The following is a 20782-nucleotide window of genomic DNA, read 5'->3' as shown; positions in this document are numbered from 1 at the left end:
ACCCGAAGGCCCTCACCTATTTCAAGATCTACCCGTCACCAACGTCTGTGGTCAGTACACCTAGGCTAGGTCGGCAGCGGCCCGGTCAGGTACCGCTGCAGGGTTGGGCCGATGGCCACGGCCAGCGTCTCCGGGTCGGCCGACGCCACCGGCTCCAACCGGATCACGTGCCGCATCATGGCCAACCCGATCAGCTGGGTGGCGACCAGCGAACCGCGCAGCGGCAGCTCGACCAGGTCGACGTCGAGCTGGTCGAGCACCCGGCGCAGCACCTGCGTGGTGATGAACTCGCGTAGCAGCTTCGCGGTCCACTCGTTGCTCACCGCCGAGCGCAGCAGCGCCACCCCGGCGGTGCCGGCCGGGGAGTCCCAGACGCCGAGGAAGGTGCGGACCAGCCGCTCGCCGATGCCGTCCTGGCCGCCCGCGAGAACCTTCGGCACCACCTCCCCCGGGTCGACCGGAAAGTTCATCGCCGCGAGGAAGAGCTGGTCCTTGCTGCCGAAGTAGTGGTGCACCAGCGCCGGATCCACCCCGGCGGTGCCGGCGATGGCGCGGATCGAGGCCGCGTCGAAGCCGCGCTCGGAGAACGCCGTCCGCGCCGCGTCGAGGATCGCCTCCCGGGTGTCCGGGTTGCCGGGTCGTCGGCCGGTCCGCCGCGTCATCGTCGCCCCTCGTCTCGTCCGCCTGGCGCCGCCGGGGCCCTTCGCCCCGGCGGTCGTCGGCCGCGATCGGTCAGCCGCTGCGCCGGCGCAGGGTGGCTGCCGCGAGCACCAGCGCCAGCACCACCGCGCCGAGCACCACCGCCACGTCCCGCCACATCCTGCCGGTCGGCTCGGCGTTGGCACCGACCTCCTGCAACGCCTCGATGGCGTACGAGAGGGGGAAGGCGTCGCTGAGCGCCTGGAGCCAGCCGGCCATCTGGTCGCGGGCCACGAACAGCCCGCAGAGCAGCAGTTGGGGGACCACCACGACCGGCAGGAACTGTACGGCCTGGAACTCGGTGCGGGCGAAGGCACTGCAGAACAGCCCGAGGGCGACACCGAGCACCGCGTCGATCACCGCGATCCCGATCACCAGCCCACTGCTGCCGGCGGTGTCCAGGTCGAAGATCCAGTACGCCACCCCGGCGGCGACCGCGGCCTGCACGGCGGCGGCCAGCCCGAACGCGATGCCGTAGCCGAAGAGCAGGTCGAGCTTGCCCAGCGGGGTGGTGAGCAGCCGCTCCAGGGTGCCCGAGGTGCGCTCGCGGAGCATGGCGATGCTGGTCACCAGGAACATGATCACGAAGGGGAAGATGCCGAGCATCACCAGTGCGATCCGGTCGAACGCCGACGGTTGGCCGGGCGGGCTCGGCTGGTCGGCGTACATGAAGTAGACCAGGGTGAGCAGGACGGACGGCACCACCACGAGCAGCGCGATGGTGCGCCGGTCGTGCCGGAGCTGACGCAGGATGCGGCCGGTGGTGGCCACCAGGATCCGCGGGTTCATGACACTCCTCCGGTTCGTGAGCCGGTGGAGCTCGTTGCCCCGGCCCGGATCAGCCGCAGGAACGCCTCGTCGAGGTCGTCCACGCCGGCGGCGGCGCGAATCGCGGCGGGGCTGTCGTCGGCGATCAGCCGCCCCTCCCGGATCAGCAGCAGCCGGTCGCAGCGGGCCGCCTCGTCCATCACGTGGCTGGACACCAGCAGGGTGGTGCCGGCCGCGGCCATCGCGTGGAACCGGGCCCACAGATCGGCCCGCAGCACCGGGTCCTGACCGACGGTCGGCTCGTCGAGGATGACCAGCTCCGGCTCACCGACCAGGGCGCAGGCCAGGGAGGCCCGGCTGCGCTGGCCGCCGGAGAGGGTGCCGACCAGTTGGTTGGCCGCCTGTGCCAGCCCGACGTCGCTGATCGCCCGGTCGGCCTCGGCGCGCCCCCGCCGGTGCAGGGCCGCGAAATACCGGGCGTTCTCCCGCACGGTCAGGTCGGCGTAGACGCTCGGCGCCTGGGTCAGGTAGCCCACCTGGTGCCGCAGCGCGGGCGAGCCGGCCGGTTGGCCCAGCACGGTGACCGTTCCGCTGGTGACCACCTGCACCCCGACCACCGCGCGCATGAACGTCGTCTTGCCGCTGCCGCTGGGGCCCAGCAGCCCGGTGACGGCGCCGCGCGCGACGGCGCAGCTGATGCCGTCCAGCACCCGTCGCCCGCCCCGGTCGACAACCAGGTCGCGGACCGCTATCGCGTCGTCCATCGCGCACCTCCCGCGGAACTCATCAACTGTTGAACTCAACGCTAGATGAGATACCCGCGTTCACGCAACGGTTGACTTCGAGTGCACTCGAGCTGGAAGCCTGGGTGGCGTGGACGTCAGCACCAGAGAAATGACCCTGACCGTCGGTGAGGCCGCCGAACGGGTCGGCCTCACCACCTACACGCTGCGCTGGTACGAGCAGGAGGGGCTGGTCGCGCCGGTCGGCCGGGACGCCGCCGGGCGTCGCCGATACACCGCCGGCGATGTCAGCTGGTTGTTCCTGCTCACCCGGCTGCGCCGCACCGGGATGCCGGTGCGCGACATGCGTCGCTACGCCGAGCTGGCCCGACAGGGCGACCGCACCCTCGGTGCCCGGCGTGCGCTGTTCGAGGCGCACCGGGCCCGGGTGCTGAGCCGGATGGCCGAGCTGGAGGAGGACCTCACCGTGCTCAACCACAAGATCGACACCTACCGCCGCGCCGAGCTGGAGAACGGGCAGTAGCCTTCGGACCGGACACCAGGTCCGGCAACGGGCATTGCGCGCCGATCGGGCGTACGGCACGATGGCGCGGTGGGTCACCCTCCGTTACCGGACAGCGGGTTTCTCGAGGACTGGGCCGCGCGGTTGCGGCAGGCCGCCGAGCGGCCGGTCGTCGGCATCCTGCTGCGCGGCAGTCACGCCCGGCGCGCCGCCACCGCGCACAGCGACGTCGACCTCGACGTCCTGGTCGGCGGCTCCCCGTACGCGGCCCGACGGGCGTACCTGGCCGAGTCCGCCGGCCGGCTCACCCACGTGTCGGTGGCCGCCCTGGACGTCCGCTCCTGGGTGCACCGGCTCGGCGAGCCGGCCGACTGGGCGTTCGGGCTGCCAGTCACCGCGCCGGCGCGACTGCTCTGGGCCGACCCGCACTGGCGGCCCCGCATCGATCTGCCGGCGCTCTGCCAGCCCGCCGAACCGCCCCGGCTGGAGGAGCTGATCGCCACGCTGGGTAAGGCCGCCGCCGCCTGGGCCGCCAGCGACCGCCTCGGGGTACGGCTCGCCGTGGCCGACCTGGCCCGGCTCTGCCCCTCGGTGCTGCGCCCGGCCAACCCGTCGGTACGGGTGTTCTCCCGCCGGGCTGCCTTCGCGGCGGCCCTGGAGCTGCCGGTCGCCCCGCCCGGCTACCGGGAGGACATGCTGCTCTGCCTTGGGCTGCGTCCGGGCGCCACCGGGCAGCTCTGGGCCGCCGCCGTCCGGCTGGTCACCGGCACGCTGCCGTTGATCCGCCCGCACGCCGAGGAGATCGCTGAGGTGGCCGGCACGGACCTGGCCGACGCCCTGGTCGACGGCCGGCTGGACCGTTACGTGGCCCAACTGGCCCGACCCGCCGGCGATCCACCGCGGCCCCACCGGGAGCCGTCGCCGGTGCCCGCGCCGCGTGCGGGACAATGGGTCACTGTGCCCGTACCTGACGCGCCGGTGACCGGCGTCCCCAGCGATCCGACCGACCCGGCCGCGCCCGTGCCGGCCCGTCCGTCCCGGCTCGACCCGGCCATCGCGGCCCAGTTGCGCCGCACCGCCGACGGTCTGGTCGCCGCCGTGGTCCGCGCGCACGACTCCGGCGAGGTGCTGATGGTCGCCTGGATGGACGACGAGGCGCTGCACCGCACCCTCACCACCGGCCGGGCCACCTACTGGTCGCGCAGCCGGGGCGAGTACTGGGTCAAGGGCGCCACCTCCGGGCACCACCAGTACGTCCGCTCGGTCGCGCTCGACTGTGATGGGGACGCGCTGCTGGTGAGCGTCGACCAGGTCGGTGCCGCCTGCCACACCGGCCACCCGACGTGCTTCTTCACCGAGCTGCCGGTCACCAGCCCGGAGGCCCGACCATGACCGACGGCGCGGTGAGCCCGGACCTGGCCACCTTCACCGAGCTGGCCGCGCACTGGCGGGTGGTGCCGGTCACCCGTCGGCTGCTGGCCGACGCCGAGACCCCGGTCGGGGTCTACCGCAAGCTGGCCGGCGGGCCCGGCACGTTCCTGCTGGAGTCGGCCGAACAGGGTGTCGGCTCGGCCGGCATGGCCTGGTCGCGGTACTCGTTCATCGGGGTACGCAGCAGCGCCACCCTCGTCGAGCGGGACGGCGTGGCGACCTGGCTCGGCCAGCCGCCGGCCGGGTTGCCCACTGAGGGTGACCCGGTGCGGGTGCTGCGGGAGACCGTCGAGGCGTTGGCCGGCCCGGTCGGGGACCCTTCCAGCGGGCTGCCACCGCTGACCGGGGGCATGGTCGGCTACCTCGGCTACGACCTGGTCCGTCGCTTCGAGCGGCTGCCCGACCTGACCGAGGACGACCTGGGCGTGCCGGAGCTGGGCATGATGCTCGCCACCGACCTGGTGGTGCTCGACCACTACGACGGCTCGGCGATCCTGGTCGCCAACGCGGTGCTGCCGCCGCTGGACGCCCCGGACCGCGCCGCGCAGGTCGTCGCCGCGTACCACCATGCCGTGGGCCGACTGGACGCGATGACCACCGCGCTGTCCCGGCCCATCCCGCCAATGATCTCCACGGTCGAACGGCCGCCGGCCGGTGAGGTGCTCTGTCGTACCCCCGACGGCGGCTACCCGAAGGCGGTGGAGGCGGCCAAGGAGGCGATCCGAGCCGGCGAGTGCTTCCAGATCGTGCTCTCCCAGCGCTTCGAACGGCCCACCCACGCCGACCCGCTGGACGTCTACCGGGTGCTGCGCACCAGCAACCCCAGCCCGTACATGTACCTGCTGCGCTTCGACGGGTTCGACATCGTCGGCTCGTCCCCCGAGGCGCATCTCAAGGTCACCGCCGGTGCGGACGGAGAGCGGCGGGCGTTGCTGCACCCGATCGCGGGCACCCGGCCGCGCGGCGAGACCGCGGCCGCCGACGCCGGGCTCGCCGCCGAGCTGCTCGCCGACCCGAAGGAACGGGCCGAGCACGTGATGCTGGTCGACCTGGGCCGCAACGACCTGGGCCGGGTCTGCCGGCCGGGCAGCGTGGAGGTTCCCGAGTTCGCCACCATCGAGCGGTACAGCCACGTGATGCACATCGTCTCCACCGTGACCGGCACGCTGCGTGACGACCGCAGCGCGTTCGACGCGCTCGCCGCGACCTTCCCGGCCGGCACGCTCTCCGGCGCGCCCAAGGTGCGGGCCATGGAGATCATCGAGGAGCTGGAGCCGGTTCGCCGTGGCGTCTACGGCGGCACGGTCGGCTACTTCGGCTTCGGCGGCGACCTGGACATGGCGATCGCCATCCGGACCGCGCTCATCCGCGACGGCCGCGCCTACGTGCAGGCCGGCGCGGGGGTGGTCGCGGACTCGGACCCGGCTGCCGAGGATCAGGAGACCCGCAACAAGGCCGCCGCCGTGCTGGCCGCCATCGCTGCCGCCGAGACGCTGCGGCCGGCCCGGTGAGCACGACAGCGCAACCACAGGACCGGCCGGAATCGGGTGCCCGGGCCGCGGCGGGACGGCGTCAGTTGACGTACGCCGTGCTGCTCTGCCTGGCCGGCGCGGGCCTGGCGCTCTGGGCAGCGACCCGGAGCTGGTCGATCGAGTTGACGGTGCGGCCGGCGCCGCTGCCGCCGGTGCGCGACGCTCGCAGCGGAGCCGCCCTGCTGCCCTGGCTGCCGGCGCTGGCCCTGGTCACGCTGGCCGGCGGCGGCGCGGTGCTGGCCACCCGGGGCCGACTGCGACGACTGCTCGGCGTGCTGCTCGGGGTGCTCGGCCTGGCCGTGGCAACCGGCGGCGGGTACGGGCTGGTCGCTGACCTCGACGGCGTGGTGAGCCGGCAGTGGCCGGCGCTCTGCCTGGTCGGCGGCCTGCTGGCCGCGGCGGGCGGCGGGTGGACGGCGCTGCGCGGTGGTGGCTGGCCGGCGATGGGCGCCCGGTACGAGCGGCCGACACGGACCATCACGGAGAGTGCGCAGCCCGCAGACGGTCCGGCCGGCCCGGCCGGCCCGATGGCCGGGCGGCGGACCACGGAGGCGTGGGACGCGCTGGACCGGGGCGAGGACCCGACTGCCGGCTGATCCGCCCGAACGCCGGCTGGCGCGACGGGCGGCGGACTGGGCTGCTGGTGGACCCGACCGCCGGTGCGGCTGGCGGCTGTCAGCCGACCGGTTGACGCTCTCGCTGCGGGCGGCGGGCGGCGGCGCGGGCGGCGGTCAGCTCGACCACCAGGCGGTTCAGTTCGGCGCGCTGGTCCGCGCGGGCCCGGTCGGCGCAGACCGCCTCCCAGGCGTTGCCGCGCGCGGTCCGCATCCGTCCCTCGCCGACCACGGCCCGCTCCAGCGTGTGCACCACCCCGACGGCGAGCGACGCGACGGTCCGCGAGATGGTGGTCAGCCCGATGCTCGGGCTCGGCTCGGTGATACTCATGGTCACCCCGCATAAGGAATTGGCGACGGTCGGGCAGGCGCGCCATCGAGTCTGCCCGAGGACGATGCTGAACCGCCGACGTTTCGCCGGGGTGACCGCCCGGTCAACTGTCCCGCCTCGGCTGCGACCAGGCACTGGCCGTTCGGCCTTGAGCTTGCTCACAGCATCGACCGACATCGCTGTCATCCGGCGTCGATCCCGTGCCGATGGCATGATCGGTGGATCGGCCCGCTTCGACGGGGTCGCCGGGCACTCGTCGCGCGACGGCGGTCGATACCGGAGGTGGCACTGCGTGACATACCGTTCACGGCAAGTCGGCCATTATGCCGCAGCCCTTTTGGTGAGCAGCGCCATACCCCCGGCGCCCGGCGTCGGCCGGCTGCCCCTAGCATCGGCCCATGACACCCGGAGAGGGGAGTCCGCTGGTGACTGCTGAGCATGCGCACGCGGAGGGGGACGAGGCCGGTCAGGCCGAGTCCGTAAGCGTGCTCGACGAGATCCTGGCCGGCGTGCGTGAGGACGTCGCCCGGCGCCAGGAACAGGTTCCGCTGGAGCGGATCCGTGAACTGGCAGCGGCGGCGCCGCCGCCGCTGGACGCGTACGCGGCGTTGCGAAAGCCCGGCGTGGCCGTGATCGCCGAGGTGAAGCGCTCCTCGCCGTCCAAGGGCCGGCTGGCCGAGATCGCCGATCCGGCCGACCTCGCCGTCGACTACGCGGCCGGCGGAGCGCGGGCGATCAGCGTGCTCACCGAGGGGCGCTGGTTCGGCGGCTCGCTGGACGACCTGGCGGCCGTCCGGGCCGCGGTCACCGTGCCGGTGCTGCGCAAGGACTTCGTGGTCTCCAGCTACCAGGTGCACGAGGCGCGTGCGCACGGCGCCGACCTGGTGCTGCTGATCGTCGCCGCGCTCGAGCAGAACGTGCTGACGGGCCTGCTGGAGCGGATCGAGTCGCTGGGCATGACCGCGCTGGTCGAGGTGCACGACGAGGAAGAGGCCGACCGCGCCCTGGAGGCCGGCGCGCAGGTGATCGGGGTCAACGCCCGTGACCTGCGTACCCTGGAGGTCGACCGGTCGGTTTTCGAGCGGATCGCGCCCGGCTTGCCCAGCAGCGTCGTCAAGATCGCCGAGTCTGGCGTGCGTGGCCCGCACGACCTGATCCGGTACGCCTCCGCGGGCGCGGACGCGGTCCTCGTCGGCGAGGGCCTGGTCACCCAGAAGAGCCCCCGCGAGGCGGTCGCCGAGTTGGTCAACGCCGGCAACCACCCTGCAACGCCCCGGCCGGTGCGCTGACCCCGCGCCGGTGACGCCCCACTGAGAGGATCTCCGATGAGCGCCGACGCGCTGGCCCCGGTGGCCGGCTCGCAGCCCGACTCCGCCGGCCACTTCGGCCGCTTCGGCGGTCGGTTCGTGCCCGAGGCCCTGGTGGCCGCGCTGGACGAGCTCGACGGGGCGTGGCGTACGGCGATGACGGACGAGTCCTTCCGGGCCGAGTTCGGCGCGCTGCTGCGCGACTACGCCGGCACGCCGTCGCTGCTCTACGAGGCCCGGCGGTTCTCGGCGAAGGTCGGCGCGCGGGTGCTGCTCAAGCGCGAGGACCTCAACCACACCGGTGCGCACAAGGTGCGCAACGTGCTCGGCCAGGCGCTGCTCACCAAGCGGATGGGCAAGACCCGGGTGATCGCGGAGACCGGGGCTGGTCAGCACGGCGTGGCCACCGCGACCGCCGCCGCCCTGTTCGACCTGGAGTGCGTGGTCTACATGGGCCAGGTCGACACCGAGCGGCAGGCGCTCAACGTGGCCCGGATGCGGATGCTCGGCGCCACCGTCGTTCCGGTCACCACCGGCTCGCGCACCCTCAAGGACGCGATGAACGAGGCGATGCGCGACTGGGTGGCCAACGTCGACGAGACGCACTACCTGATCGGCACCGCCGCCGGGCCGCACCCGTTCCCGGCGATGGTCCGTGACTTCGTCCGGGGCATCGGTGACGAGGCCCGCCAGCAGTGCCTCGACCTGACCGGCGGGCTGCCGGACGCGGTCACCGCCTGCGTCGGCGGCGGCTCGAACGCGCTGGGCATCTTCCACGCCTTCGTGGGCGACCCGGACGTGCGGCTGTACGGCTTCGAGGCCGGCGGCGACGGGGTGACCACCAGCCGGCACGCGGCCAGCATCACCGGCGGGTCGGCCGGGGTGCTGCACGGCGCCCGCACCTACGTCCTGCAGGACGCCGACGGGCAGACGCTGGAGTCGCACTCGATCTCCGCCGGCCTCGACTACCCCGGCGTCGGGCCCGAGCACGCCTGGCTGCACGACACCGGCCGGGCCAACTACCTGCCGGTCACCGACGACGAGGCGATGGCCGCGTTCGAGCTGCTCTGCCGCACCGAGGGGATCATCCCGGCGATCGAGAGCGCGCACGCGCTCGCCGGCACCGTCGCGCTGGCCCCGAAGCTCGCCGCCGAGCTGGGCCGGGAGCCCACCATCGTGGTCAACCTCTCCGGGCGGGGCGACAAGGACGTGCACACCGCCGGTGACTACTTCGGCATCCTCGACAAGGAGCGGTGAGATGAGCCGGATCGGGGTGGCCTTCGACAAGGCGCGGGCCGACGGGCGGGCGCTGCTGGTCGGCTGCATGCCGGCCGGGTTTCCGACCGTCGATGGCAGCATCGCGGCGATGACCGCCATGGTCGATGCCGGGGTCGACGTCATCGAGGTGGAGATTCCGTACTCCGACCCGGTGATGGACGGGCCGGTCATTCAGAAGGCCAGTGACATCGCGCTGGCCGGCGGCGTGCGCACGGCGGACACGCTGCGCATCATCGAGGCGGTCGCAGCCACCGGTGCGCCGGTGGTCACCATGACCTACTGGAACCCGATCGAGCGTTACGGCGTGGACGTGTTCGCTCGCGATCTCGCCGCCGCAGGCGGGACCGGCCTGATCACCCCGGACCTCATCCCCGACGAGGCGGACGAGTGGCTGGCCGCCTCGGACGCGCACGGGCTGGACCGGACCTTCCTGGTCTCGCCGTCGTCCACCGACGCCCGGCTGGCGATGACCGTGGGGCACTGCCGGGGCTTCGTCTACGCCACCGCCGTGATGGGGGTGACCGGGGCCCGAGCACGTACCTCCGACGCCGCGCCGACGCTGGTCTCCCGGGTCCGCGCGGTCACCGACCTGCCGGTCGGCGTCGGTCTTGGCGTGGGCACCGGCGCGCAGGCCGGCACCGTCGCCGGGTACGCCGACGGAGTGATCGTCGGCAGCGCGCTCGTCCGCTGCATGCTCGATGCGCCCTCCGAGGCCGAAGGGCTGGCCGCCCTGCGCACCCTCAGCGCCGAACTCGCCGAGGGCGTCCGAACCCCCACCCGCTGAGGCTGGCGCTCGGCACCCTGACCCGCTGTTTCGCGCTGTGGTCCGTGCGGCTCAGGATCAGCCGTCCGGCGTGGCGCGCACCGGGCATATCTGTCTTTTGAGGCTGATACCTGTGAGTCATTATGACTCACAGGTATCAGGCTCGACAGGGTGATGCCCACCGGGTCGAGGCACCCACTGGACCCGACGACCCCGCAACGGCTGCGGGAGAGCTGACTGTCGGACGGTTCCGCCGTGCTCAGGGGCGTAGCGAAGGGTCCGACGCCGCTTCGCCGCGCTGCTCCGGTGGCTGCCCCGCCCCTGGCCGCCCATCGTGGCCGTCCGCCGCCTGGCCGCTGGGGCCGTCCGCCGGCTCGTCGGCGGGGTCGACGGTGCTGGGCGCCCACCGGGCGTCACGCAGCACGCCGGAGCGGCCGGCCAGCGCGTCGGTGACGGCGGCCCGGGTGAGCGGGGTGACCGCCTCGGGCAGCGCGGCGGGAAGGTGCCAGGACAGCAGGCAACCCGGCGGCGGGTCGGCGGTCGGTCGGACCTCGGCCGCGCGGGCCCGGAACACGTGCACCAGGACGTCCGGCAGCGGGCCGGCACGCCCGGCCGCCGTGCTCACTGGAGGGCTCACCACGTGGTAGATGCCGACCAGGTCGACCAGCTCGATCTCCCAGCCGGTCTCGGCGCGGATGTCCCGCAGCGCCGCCCGGACGGGGCTCTCCGCCGGGCGCAGCCGCCCGCCGGGTAACGCGTACCGGCGTTCGCCCCGGCCCTGCCGGCAGAGCAGCACCCGGCCGGCGTCGTCGGTGACGACCGCGGCGACCGCCCCGATGAGCGCGCTCATGGACAAAGAGCGTACGGCGGCGCAAACCAGAAGTCACCGACATGAGCGGGAAGCGGCCCGGGGTGCCGCTTCGGGGGTGTACAGCGGTAGCGTGTGCACCCGTGAACCTCGCCCCGCTGTCCCCCCAGGCGGCCCTGCCCAGTCCCAGCACCGCAGTCTGGCAGCTCGGGCCGGTGCCGATCCGGGCGTACGCGCTGTGCATCATCATCGGCATCGTGCTCGCCTGCTGGGTGACCGAGCGCCGGCTGCGCCAGCGCGGCGTCGCGCCCGGCGCGGTGCTCGACATCGCCGTCTGGGCGGTGCCCGCCGGCATCATCGGCGCCCGGATCTACCACGTGATCACCTCCCCCGAGAAGTACTTCGGCGCTGGCGGTGACCCGATGAAGGCGTTCGCCATCTGGGAGGGCGGCCTCGGCATCTGGGGTGCGGTCGCGGGTGGCGCGGTCGGCGCCTGGATCGCGGCCCGGCAGTTGGGCATCCCGTTCGGCGTGGTGGCCGACGCAGTGGCCCCCGGGTTGGCGTTGGCCCAGGCGGTCGGCCGGTTCGGCAACTGGTTCAACAACGAGCTGTTCGGCGGCCGGACCACCCTGCCGTGGGGTCTGGAGATCCACCGGATGGATCCGGACAACCCGGGCCACGCGCTGCGCGACGACGCCGGCCAACCGATCCTCGAACCGGGCCTCTACCAGCCGACCTTCCTCTACGAGGCGCTGTGGAACCTCGGCGTGGTCGCGCTGGTCCTCATCCTCGACCGGCGGCTGCGGCTCGGCCGGGGCCGGGCGTTCGCGCTCTACGTAATGGGCTACACCGCTGGCCGGTTCTGGATCGAGCTGATGCGCACCGACGAGGCGAACCAGATCCTCGGCGTCCGGCTCAACGTCTGGACCGCCGCCCTGGTCTTCCTCGGCGCGTTGATCTACTTCGTGCGGGTCCGCGGTCCCCGGGATTACCTGATCCCGCTCGGCGCGGCGGCGACGCCGACCCCACCCACCACGTCCGACCTGTCCCAGGTCGACCTCTCCGAGCGGGAGGCGGGCGCGAAGGCCGCCGCGCCGGAGGGCTACCGCGTGGTCAGCGAGGAGCAGTACCAGGCCTGGCGGGACAGTGGCGTGCTGCCGCCCGAGCCGGCCGACGACGCCCGGCCGGATGACGGTGAGCCGCTCGACGGGCGGGCACCCGGCGACGACTCGTCGACCGACGACCCGGCCGCGGACGGTACGCCGGAACCCCGCGAGGACCGGGCCGACGCCGCAGGCGCCCGCCCCACCGACCGGGACAGCTGAGCGGGGGCGGCACCGATGCGAAGCGCGGTGGTGGTCGGCGCCGGGGTCGGTGGCCTCGCGATGGCCGGCGCGCTGGCCCGCTCCGGTTGGCAGGTCACCGTGCTGGAACGCGCCGAGCGGGTCCGCCCTGAGCCGACCGCCATGGTGCTCTGGCCCAACGGTGTCCGCGCGTTGCAGGCCCTCGGCCTCGGCGATGGCCTGACCGCGATCGCCACCCCGTTGCCCGACGGCGGGGTCCGCCGCCCGGACGGGCACTGGCTGGTGCAGCCCCGACCCACCCCGGCCGACCGGATGCCGGTGGTGGTGCACCGCGAGGACCTGCACGACGCGCTGATCGCCGGGCTCGGCGACCGGGTCGATCTGCGGACCGGGGTGACCGTGCGCCACGTCCGGGTTGACCCGGGCCAGCGCCCGGCGGTCGGCGACGGACGGCACACCATCGAGGCCGACCTGGTGGTCGCCGCCGACGGCACGGACAGCGGCATTCGCCGCCAGCTCGCCCCGGAATCCCGCGTGGTCAGCTCCGGCTGCGCCGCATGGCGGGCCGTCATTCCCTGGTACCGGGCGCCCCGGCTGCCCGCCGACCAGCCGGTCGCCGGGGAGGTCCTCGGCGCGGGCTACCGGTTCGTGGCCGCGTCGCTGGGCGAGCGTGGCTCCTCGGGCGGCTCCACCCGGGGCGGCATCTACTGGGTGGCCACCGCCGCCGGCGCGCCTCGCCCGGAGCCGCCGGAGATCCAACTCGCCCTGCTGCGCCGCTGGTACGCCGGCTGGCCGGACCCGATCGGTGCGCTCCTCGACGCCACCGACCCGACCGACCTGGTCCAGCAGGAGGTCCGCGAACTGCGCCCGCTGCCCCGCACGTACGGCTTCCCGGTCGGCCCGGGCGGGGTGGTGCTGCTCGGCGACGCGGCGCACGCCATGCCGCCGCACCTCGGCCAGGGTGCCTGCCTCGCCTTCGAGGACGCCGCCACGCTCGCCTCCCTGCTGCGCGAGTCCCGGTTGCCCGACGCTGTGCAGGCGTACGACCGGGTGCGCCGCCCCCGGGCGGCGACCGTGGTCCGGCAGACCCGGCGGATGTCGGCGGTGCTCCAGACCCGGGGCCGGCTGGCGTTGCGCGCCCGGGACGCCGCACTCGGCACGATCAACTCGCGGCTGCTGTCCAGCGCCGCCGCGTCGGCCGCCCAGTGGCGCCCGCCAACCTGACCCGATACGGGCGCGCGCCGATCCGGCGGGTGACCGGGGGACGGGTCAGGGGATGAGGGCGGCGGGTTCGGCGATGCAGGCGGTGCCGATGCGGCGGAAGCCGACCCGCAGGTAGACCCGGGCGATCTCCGTACTGCCCGCGGAGAGGAAGACCAGGTCGGTGCCGGCGGCGAGCAGCTCCCGGGCCAGGGTGGCGGTCAGCGCGGCGCCCAGTCCGCGCCGCCGGGCGGCCGGCAGGGTGGCCACCCCGGCGATCTCGGCGACGTCGCCCACCCGCATCGCCATGCCGCTGGCCAGCGCACCCTCGGTCGGCGTGCCGGCCAGGACGGAGATCCGCCGGCCGTCGGCGATCCGGGTTCGCTCCTCGTCCAGCGCGGCCTGCTCCAGCTCGGTGACCGCGGCGTCCCGCTCGGCCGGGCCGGCGTCGCCACGTTCGGTACCGGCGGCGGCGAACGACACGGCGGCCACCGCCCGCCGACCGGCCACGTCGGCGGCGAAGCCGGGTGAGTCCGCCGCCAGCACCCGCACCGGTACGTCGGACAGCGTCGCCGGGTCGGGCAGCGCGGCCGGGTCGAGCACCATCAGCGGCGCCTCCAGCACGTTCAGCCCCGCCGAGCGGGCCACCGCCAGCAGCTCCGGGTTGGTCTCGTGCACCCACTCGAAGGCCTCCGGCAGGCCCAGCTCCCGCTGCCGCTCGCGGACCGAGGTCACGTCGGCCAGTGACGGCGGCTCGGTGGCGTCGATCCGGGGCCGGGCGTAGAACGGCCAGCCGGCACCATCGCGGACGAACAGCACCAGACCGCCATGCTCTTCGACACCGGCGACGTCGCGGGGCACCGCGTCGTAGAAGCGTTCCAACCGGTCGAAGATGTCCTTGTTCAGCGGATCCACCGCGCGAGACTACACGTCCCAGACTCTGGACGGTGTGATCAATCTTGAGTGGCCTTGCGCCCGTCGCCCTAACGTAGACTCAATAGACCCACGGGCCGACGTCGTCCCCACCATGATCCAACCTGAGTGACGACAGGAGGCCCGGTGGCCTTTCCGTACCCGCACAGCCCGCAGGCGTCCCCGATGCCCGGCCCCCGGCCACCCGCCCAGGGCCTCTACGACCCGGCGCAGGAGCACGACGCCTGCGGGGTTGCCTTCGTGGCGGACCTGTACGGCCGGCGTTCGCACTCGGTCGTCGCCAACGGGCTCGGCGCGCTCTGCCGGCTGGACCATCGCGGTGCTCGTGGCGCGGAGCCCAACACCGGCGACGGCGCGGGCATCATGATCCAGGTCCCGGACGCGTTCCTGCGTGCGGTGGCCGGCGTCGCGCTGCCCCCGGCCGGCGAGTACGCCACCGGCCTGGTCTTCCTGCCCGACGACGACGGCGCCGAGGCCCGCGCCCGTCGGGTGGTCGAGAAGTACGCGCTGGTCGAAGGGGCCGACCTGCTCGGCTGGCGGGACGTGCCGATCGATCCGACCGGGCTCGGCGAGACCGCCCTGGCGGCGATGCCCCGGGTGCGGCAGATCTTCCTGGCCGCGCACCGGCTCACCGACTCGCCTGCCGGGCCGGCCGGTTCCGCGCTGCGCGGCGTCGAGCTGGACCGGGTGGCCTTCTGCCTGCGCAAGCAGGCCGAGCGGGAGACCGCCGAGCGGGGCGTGCCGGCGTACTTCCCGTCGCTGTCCAGCCGGACCATGGTCTACAAGGGCATGCTCACCCCCGACCAGCTGCCGGCGTTCTACCCGGACCTGCGCGACGAGCGGGTGGACAGCGCGATCGCGCTGGTGCACTCGCGGTTCTCCACCAACACGTTCCCCTCCTGGCCGCTGGCGCACCCGTACCGGTTCATCGCCCACAACGGCGAGATCAACACGATCCGCGGCAACCGCAACTGGATGCAGGCCCGCGAAGCGCTGCTGCGCTCGCCGAACGTGCCGGGCAACCTCCGGCGGGTCTTCCCGGTCTGCACCCCCGGCGCCTCCGACTCGGCGAACTTCGACGAGGTCCTGGAGCTGCTGCACCTGGCCGGGCGGAGTCTGCCGCACGCGGTGCTCATGATGATCCCCGAGGCGTGGGAGAACGATCCCGGCATGCAGCCGGACAAGCGGGCCTTCTACCGCTTCCACGCCAGCCTCATGGAGCCCTGGGACGGGCCGGCGTCGGTGGCCTTCACCGACGGCGAGATCGTCGGCGCGGTGCTGGACCGTAACGGGCTGCGCCCGGGGCGCTGGTGGCAGACCGACGACGGGCTTGTGGTGCTCGGCTCCGAGGCGGGCGTGCTGGACCTCGACCCGGCCCGGGTGGTCGCCAAGGGGCGGCTCCAGCCGGGGAAGATGTTCCTGGTCGACACCGTCGCCGGCCGGATCGTGCACGACGAGGAGATCAAGTCCGAGTTGGCCGCCGCGCAGCCGTACGGCGAGTGGCTGCACGCCGGGCTGATCGAGCTGGACGACCTGCCTGCCCGCAAGCACATCGTCTACACGCACGACTCGGTCCGCCGCCGCCAGCAGACCTTCGGCTACAGCGAGGAGGAGCTGAAGATCCTGCTCGCGCCGATGGCCCGTACCGGCGCCGAGCCGCTCGGCTCGATGGGCACGGACACCCCGATCTCGCCGCTGTCCACCCGGCCACGGCTGCTCTACGACTACTTCCACCAGCTCTTCGCCCAGGTCACCAACCCACCGCTGGACGCCATCCGGGAGGAGCTGGTCACCAGCCTGGCGTCGACCATCGGGCCGGAGGGCAACCTGCTCGACCCGGGCGCGGCGAGCTGCCGGCAGATCGTGCTGCCGCACCCGGTGATCGACAACGACGAGCTGGCGAAGATCCTCTCCATCGACGAGGACGGCGACCTGCCGGGCTTCAAGGCGGTCCGGGTCTCCGGGCTGTACCGCATCCGGGATGGCGCTGCCGGCATCAAGGCGCGGCTGACCGAGATCTGCCGGCACGTCTCCGAGGCCATCGAGGACGGCGTCCGCATCCTGGTGCTCTCCGACCGGGACTCCAACGCCGACCTGGCGCCGATCCCGTCGTTGCTGCTCACCGCCGCCGTGCACCAGCACCTGGTCCGCGAGCAGACCCGCACGCAGGCGGCGCTGATCGTGGAGTCGGGCGACTGCCGCGAGGTGCACCACGCGGCGGTGCTGATCGGCTACGGCGCGGCGGCGGTCAACCCGTACCTGGCCTTCGAGTCGGTGGAGGACATGATCTCCACGGGCACGCTGGTCGGCGTCGAGCCCGCCGCGGCGGTGCGCAACTTCGCCAAGGCGCTCGGCAAGGGCGTCCTGAAGATCATGTCGAAGATGGGCATCTCGACGGTCTCGTCGTACTGCGGTGCGCAGGTCTTCGAGGCGGTCGGGCTGGACAAGCGGCTGGTCGAGCGCTACTTCCGAGGCACCCCCAGCCGGATCGGCGGGGTGGGGCTCGCCGGCGTCCACACCGAGGTGGCCGCCCGGCACGCGCTGGCCTGGCCGCCGGCCGGCACCCCGACCTCCGACCGGCTGGAGGTCGGCGGCGAGTACCAGTGGCGCCGCGAGGGTGAGCTGCACCTGTTCAACCCGGAGACGGTCTTCCTGCTCCAGCACGCCACCCGCAGCCGGCAGTACGACGTCTTCCGGCAGTACACGGCGAAGGTCGACGCGCTCGCCGCGCAGGCCGGCTCGCTGCGCGGGCTGTTCACCCTGCGTACCGGGGTCCGCCCGGCGGTGCCGATCGAGGAGGTCGAGCCGGCCACCGAGATCGTCAAGAGGTTCGCCACCGGCGCCATGTCGTACGGGTCGATCTCCGCCGAGGCGCACGAGACGCTCGCCATCGCCATGAACCGGCTCGGCGGCAAGTCCAACACCGGTGAGGGCGGCGAGGACGTCGATCGGCTGCACGACCCGGCCCGCCGCTCCGCGGTCAAGCAGATCGCCAGCGGCCGGTTCGGCGTCACCAGCGAATACCTGGTCAACGCCGACGACATCCAGATCAAGATGGCCCAGGGCGCCAAGCCGGGTGAGGGCGGTCAGCTCCCCGGCAACAAGGTCTGGCCGTGGATCGCCCGGACCCGGCACGCCACCCCGGGCGTCGGCCTGATCTCCCCGCCGCCGCACCACGACATCTACTCCATCGAGGACCTCGCCCAGCTGGTGCACGATCTGAAGTGCGTCAACCCGGCCGCCCGGGTGCACGTCAAGCTGGTCAGCGAGGTCGGCGTGGGCACCGTCGCTGCCGGTGTCGCCAAGCTCAAGGCCGACGTCATCCTGATCTCCGGCCACGACGGCGGCACGGGCGCGTCACCGCTGAACTCGCTCAAGCACGCCGGCACCCCGTGGGAGCTGGGCCTGGCCGAGGCGCAGCAGACGCTGCTGCTCAACAAGTTGCGCGACCGGGTCACCGTGCAGGTCGACGGCCAGCTCAAGACCGGCCGGGACGTGCTGATCGCGGCGCTGCTCGGCGCGGAGGAGTTCGGCTTCGCCACCGCGCCGCTGATCGTCGCCGGCTGCGTGATGATGCGGGTCTGCCACCTGGACACCTGTCCGGTCGGCATCGCCACCCAGAACCCGGCGCTGCGGGAGCGGTTCACCGGCACTCCCGAGTTCGTGGAGAACTTCTTCCTGTTCCTCGCCGAGGAGGTCCGCGGGTACCTGGCCGAGCTGGGCTTCCGGTCGATCGAGGAGGCGATCGGGCAGACAGAGCTGCTCGACGTGGCCTCGGCGGTGACGCACTGGAAGGCGCACGGGCTGGACCTGGCGCCCGTCCTGCACCTGCCGGAGCTGCCCGCCGGCGCCGCCCGGCGTGGCGTGCGCGCTCAGGACCACGGCCTTGAGCACGCCCTGGACAACGAGCTGATCGCGCTCGCCCGTCCGGCGCTGTCCGATGGCGCGCCGGTGCGGGTCGAGGTGGCGGTGCGCAACGAGCACCGCAGCGTCGGCGCGATGCTCGGCGGCGAGGTGACCCGCCGCTACGGCGGCGCCGGCCTGCCCGACGACACCATCGAGTTCGTGCTGCACGGCACCGCCGGGCAGTCGTTCGGCGCGTTCCTGCCGCGCGGGGTGACCCTGCGGCTGCACGGCGACGCCAACGACTACGTGGGCAAGGGCCTCTCCGGCGGGCGGATCATCGTCCGTCCGGACGCGGCCGCCCCGTTCCTCGACAACGACGCCGAGCCGGGCCATCGGGCCGAGGACCAGATCATCGCCGGCAACACCATCCTGTACGGCGCCACCGGCGGTGAGGTCTTCCTGCGCGGCCGGGTGGGGGAGCGGTTCGCGGTGCGCAACTCGGGCGCGGTCGCTGTGGTCGAGGGTGTCGGCGACCACGGATGCGAGTACATGACCGGCGGAACGGTGGTGGTGCTCGGCGCGACCGGCCGCAACTTCGCCGCCGGGATGTCCGGTGGCACGGCGTTCGTGCACCAGCTGGACCGGGCCCGGGTCAACGCGGAGCTGGTCGACCTGGCGCCGCTGGGTGAGCAGGAGCAGACGCTGCTGCACGAGCTGGTCCAGCGACACGTGGCCGAGACCGGGTCGGCGGTCGCCGAGGAGTTGCTCAAGCGCTGGCCGGAGGCGGTGGCCGAGTTCACCGCAGTGGTGCCCCGCGACTACCGCCGGGTGCTGGAGATCATGCGGGCCGCCGAAGCCGCCGGCCGCGATGTCGACGACGCGGTGATGAGTGCACTGAGTGTGCCCTCGGCCGCGCCGGTGCCGTCCGCCCCGCGGGCGGCTGCCCAGGAGGTGGCACGTGCCTGACCCGAACGGTTTCCTGCGCTACGACCGGCGACTGCCGGCCCGCCGCCCGGTGCCGGTGCGGATCAGCGACTGGCGTGAGGTGTACCCGCCCGCCGGCGAGGAACTGGTCCGCGAGCAGGCCACCCGGTGCATGGACTGCGGCATCCCGTTCTGCCACGACGGCTGCCCACTGGGCAACCGGATCCCGGACTGGAACGACCTGGTCCGTACCGGCAACTGGGACGCCGCGGTGGAGTCGCTGCACGCCACCAACAACTTCCCGGAGTTCACCGGCCGGCTCTGCCCGGCGCCCTGCGAAGCGGCCTGCGTGCTGGGCATCGCCGGCGGCCAGCCGGTGACCATCAAGCAGGTCGAGGTGGAGATCGCCGACGCCGCGGCGGCGCGCGGGTTCACACCCCGCCCGTTGCCGGCGCCGTCCGGACGGTCGGTCGCCGTGGTCGGTTCCGGGCCCGCCGGCCTGGCCGCCGCCCAGCAGTTGGCCCGCGCCGGTCACGCGGTGACGGTGTACGAGCGCGACGACGCGATCGGTGGTCTGCTCCGGTACGGCATCCCCGACTTCAAGCTGGAGAAGCGGCACATCGACGCCCGGCTGGCCCAGCTGACCGCCGAGGGGGTGCGCTTCCGCACCGGCGTGAACGTCGGGGTGGACGTCACCGCCGAGCAGTTGCGCGCAGAACATGACGCGGTGCTGCTGGCCTGCGGCGCGTTGCAGGGCCGGGACACCCCGGAGACCCCGGGCCGGGCGCTGCGCGGCGTACACCAGGCCATGTCGCACCTGGTCGCCGCGAACCGCGCGGTCGCCGCCGCGGCCGCCGGCCAGCCCGACGTCGCCGCCACCGGCGAGAGCCGGCCGTCCGTCGCGGTGCTGCCCGACAGCACCCCGATCGACGCGGCCGGTAAGCACGTGGTGATCATCGGCGGTGGTGACACCGCGGCCGACTGCCTCGGCGTCGCGCACCGGCAGGGCGCCGCTGGCGTGTACCAGCTCGACCTGTACCCGCAGCCGCCGCAGGAGCGCGACGAGGCGCGGGACCCGTGGCCGACGTGGCCGTGGGTTCTGCGCAGCTACCCGGCGCACGAGGAGGGCGGCGAGCGGGTCTTCGCCGTGGCGGTGCAGGAGTTCGTGGACGACGGCACCGGCCAGGTGCGGGCGGTGCGGATCGCCGAGGTGACCGTGGAGAAGCGCGACGGCCGACGGGTGGTGACCGCGGTGCCGGGCTCCGAGCGGGAGCTACCGGCGGACCTGGTGCTGCTGGCGATCGGCTTCGAGGGCACCGAGGAGCAGCCGCTGTTGGCCCAGTTCGGGGTGACCCGTAACCATCGGGGCGCCATCGACGCCCGGGACGACTGGCAGGCCGACGCCGACGGGGTGTTCGTCGCCGGTGACATGCACCGGGGCGCCTCCCTGATCGTCTGGGCCATCGCCGAGGGGCGTGCGGCGGCCGCCGCCATCCACGGCTACCTCGGCGGTGCCGGGGCGCTGCCGGCCCCGGTCGCACCGGCCGCGCAGCCGCTCGCCGCGCGCTGATCCGGGGGCGTTAGCCGGCGGCTCCACTGAACCGACTGGGATGTCCGGCCGGCAGGGCAGCTTGCTGCCCGCCGGCCGGCTGTCCCAGTTCGGTGTCCGACGCGTGGTGGGGCCGGTGAGACCGCTCACAGATGTAGTCAAATCGGTTTAAGTCGGCAAGACTTGCCGGCTGCTGAACCGCGCCTGAGTGGGCGCGATGATCATGCCGTCGATCGTTCGGGAGATTCGT

At 73.6% G+C, this 20782-nt stretch carries 17 protein-coding genes and 1 pseudogene; 12 read left to right on the top strand and 6 right to left on the bottom strand.

Annotated features, from left to right (window positions below; all coding sequences use genetic code 11):
• Positions 1 to 65: 65 nt before the first annotated feature.
• The 3 genes from OG470_RS34610 to OG470_RS34600 form a co-directional block, all read right to left on the bottom strand.
• Entirely contained in the window at positions 66 to 662 is a 597-nt protein-coding gene (locus OG470_RS34610; RefSeq protein WP_328418841.1) for a TetR/AcrR family transcriptional regulator, read from the bottom strand.
• A gap of 70 nt (positions 663 to 732) precedes the next feature.
• The gene (locus tag OG470_RS34605) at positions 733 to 1488 is read right to left on the bottom strand and encodes an ABC transporter permease (RefSeq protein WP_328418840.1); all 756 of its coding nucleotides are present in this window, start codon (positions 1486 to 1488) and stop codon (positions 733 to 735) included.
• Entirely contained in the window at positions 1485 to 2231 is a 747-nt protein-coding gene (locus OG470_RS34600) for an ABC transporter ATP-binding protein (protein ID WP_328418839.1), read from the bottom strand. Before OG470_RS34600 ends, OG470_RS34605 begins: the two co-directional genes overlap by 4 nt.
• Positions 2232 to 2340: 109 nt before the next feature.
• Here OG470_RS34600 and OG470_RS34595 point away from each other — a divergent pair, with 109 nt between their 5' ends.
• The 5 genes and pseudogenes from OG470_RS34595 to OG470_RS34575 all read left to right on the top strand — a co-directional run bounded on the left by OG470_RS34595 (position 2341) and on the right by OG470_RS34575 (position 6271).
• On the top strand, positions 2341 to 2733 hold the full coding sequence (locus tag OG470_RS34595; RefSeq protein WP_328418838.1) for a MerR family transcriptional regulator: 393 nt from the start codon (positions 2341 to 2343) through the stop codon (positions 2731 to 2733).
• A 69-nt stretch (positions 2734 to 2802) separates the two neighbouring features.
• Positions 2803 to 3489: pseudogene (locus tag OG470_RS34590) on the top strand (phosphoribosyl-AMP cyclohydrolase); the annotation flags it as partial.
• 180 nt (positions 3490 to 3669) lie between these two features.
• Positions 3670 to 4104 (top strand): phosphoribosyl-AMP cyclohydrolase, encoded by a 435-nt coding sequence (gene hisI / locus OG470_RS34585; protein ID WP_328426788.1) that lies wholly within the window; start codon positions 3670 to 3672, stop codon positions 4102 to 4104.
• Positions 4101 to 5654 carry an anthranilate synthase component I gene (locus OG470_RS34580; RefSeq protein ID WP_328418837.1) on the top strand — a complete coding sequence of 518 codons (1554 nt, stop codon included), beginning with the start codon at positions 4101 to 4103 and terminating at the stop codon, positions 5652 to 5654. The genes hisI and OG470_RS34580 overlap by 4 nt, the downstream gene beginning before the upstream one ends.
• Entirely contained in the window at positions 5651 to 6271 is a 621-nt protein-coding gene (locus tag OG470_RS34575; protein WP_328418836.1) for a Trp biosynthesis-associated membrane protein, read from the top strand. Before OG470_RS34580 ends, OG470_RS34575 begins: the two co-directional genes overlap by 4 nt.
• Before the next feature lie 79 nt (positions 6272 to 6350).
• Here OG470_RS34575 and OG470_RS34570 read toward each other — a convergent pair whose 3' ends face one another.
• Positions 6351 to 6620 carry a hypothetical protein gene (locus OG470_RS34570; protein WP_328418835.1) on the bottom strand — a complete coding sequence of 90 codons (270 nt, stop codon included), beginning with the start codon at positions 6618 to 6620 and terminating at the stop codon, positions 6351 to 6353.
• 485 nt (positions 6621 to 7105) lie between these two features.
• On the opposite strand from OG470_RS34570, the gene trpC reads away from it, so the two are divergent.
• From trpC to trpA, 3 genes are read left to right on the top strand one after another with little or no spacing between them, the layout of a single operon-like run.
• Positions 7106 to 7909, top strand: a complete 804-nt coding sequence (gene trpC, locus OG470_RS34565) for an indole-3-glycerol phosphate synthase TrpC (protein WP_252418487.1) — start codon at positions 7106 to 7108, stop codon at positions 7907 to 7909.
• A gap of 36 nt (positions 7910 to 7945) precedes the next feature.
• Positions 7946 to 9184 (top strand): tryptophan synthase subunit beta, encoded by a 1239-nt coding sequence (trpB, locus tag OG470_RS34560; RefSeq protein WP_328418834.1) that lies wholly within the window; start codon positions 7946 to 7948, stop codon positions 9182 to 9184.
• A gap of 1 nt (position 9185) precedes the next feature.
• Complete coding sequence (trpA, locus tag OG470_RS34555) at positions 9186 to 9989, top strand: tryptophan synthase subunit alpha (protein ID WP_328418833.1); 804 nt, start codon at positions 9186 to 9188, stop codon at positions 9987 to 9989.
• 238 nt (positions 9990 to 10227) lie between these two features.
• On the opposite strand, the gene OG470_RS34550 is transcribed toward trpA, so the two are convergent.
• Positions 10228 to 10818, bottom strand: a complete 591-nt coding sequence (locus OG470_RS34550) for an NUDIX hydrolase (protein WP_328418832.1) — start codon at positions 10816 to 10818, stop codon at positions 10228 to 10230.
• A gap of 62 nt (positions 10819 to 10880) precedes the next feature.
• Between OG470_RS34550 and lgt the strand changes: the two genes are divergently transcribed.
• A complete protein-coding gene (lgt, locus tag OG470_RS34545; RefSeq protein ID WP_442931231.1) occupies positions 10881 to 12101 on the top strand; it encodes a prolipoprotein diacylglyceryl transferase in 1221 nt (406 codons plus the stop codon).
• A 15-nt stretch (positions 12102 to 12116) separates the two neighbouring features.
• Positions 12117 to 13304 (top strand): FAD-dependent oxidoreductase, encoded by a 1188-nt coding sequence (locus OG470_RS34540; RefSeq protein ID WP_328418830.1) that lies wholly within the window; start codon positions 12117 to 12119, stop codon positions 13302 to 13304.
• Between the two features lie 45 nt (positions 13305 to 13349).
• On the opposite strand, the gene OG470_RS34535 is transcribed toward OG470_RS34540, so the two are convergent.
• Entirely contained in the window at positions 13350 to 14186 is an 837-nt protein-coding gene (locus OG470_RS34535; RefSeq protein WP_328426782.1) for a GNAT family N-acetyltransferase, read from the bottom strand.
• Between the two features lie 153 nt (positions 14187 to 14339).
• On the opposite strand from OG470_RS34535, the gene gltB reads away from it, so the two are divergent.
• Positions 14340 to 19025 (top strand): glutamate synthase large subunit, encoded by a 4686-nt coding sequence (gene gltB, locus OG470_RS34530; protein WP_328418829.1) that lies wholly within the window; start codon positions 14340 to 14342, stop codon positions 19023 to 19025.
• Complete coding sequence (locus OG470_RS34525; protein ID WP_328418828.1) at positions 19018 to 20553, top strand: glutamate synthase subunit beta; 1536 nt, start codon at positions 19018 to 19020, stop codon at positions 20551 to 20553. Before gltB ends, OG470_RS34525 begins: the two co-directional genes overlap by 8 nt.
• Positions 20554 to 20782: the final 229 nt, after the last annotated feature.

It is taken from the genome of Micromonospora sp. NBC_00389 (genome assembly GCF_036059255.1).
Taxonomy (GTDB): domain Bacteria; phylum Actinomycetota; class Actinomycetes; order Mycobacteriales; family Micromonosporaceae; genus Micromonospora.
Note: the sequence above shows the minus strand (reverse complement) of the source record. Positions and strands in the feature narration are given on the sequence as shown.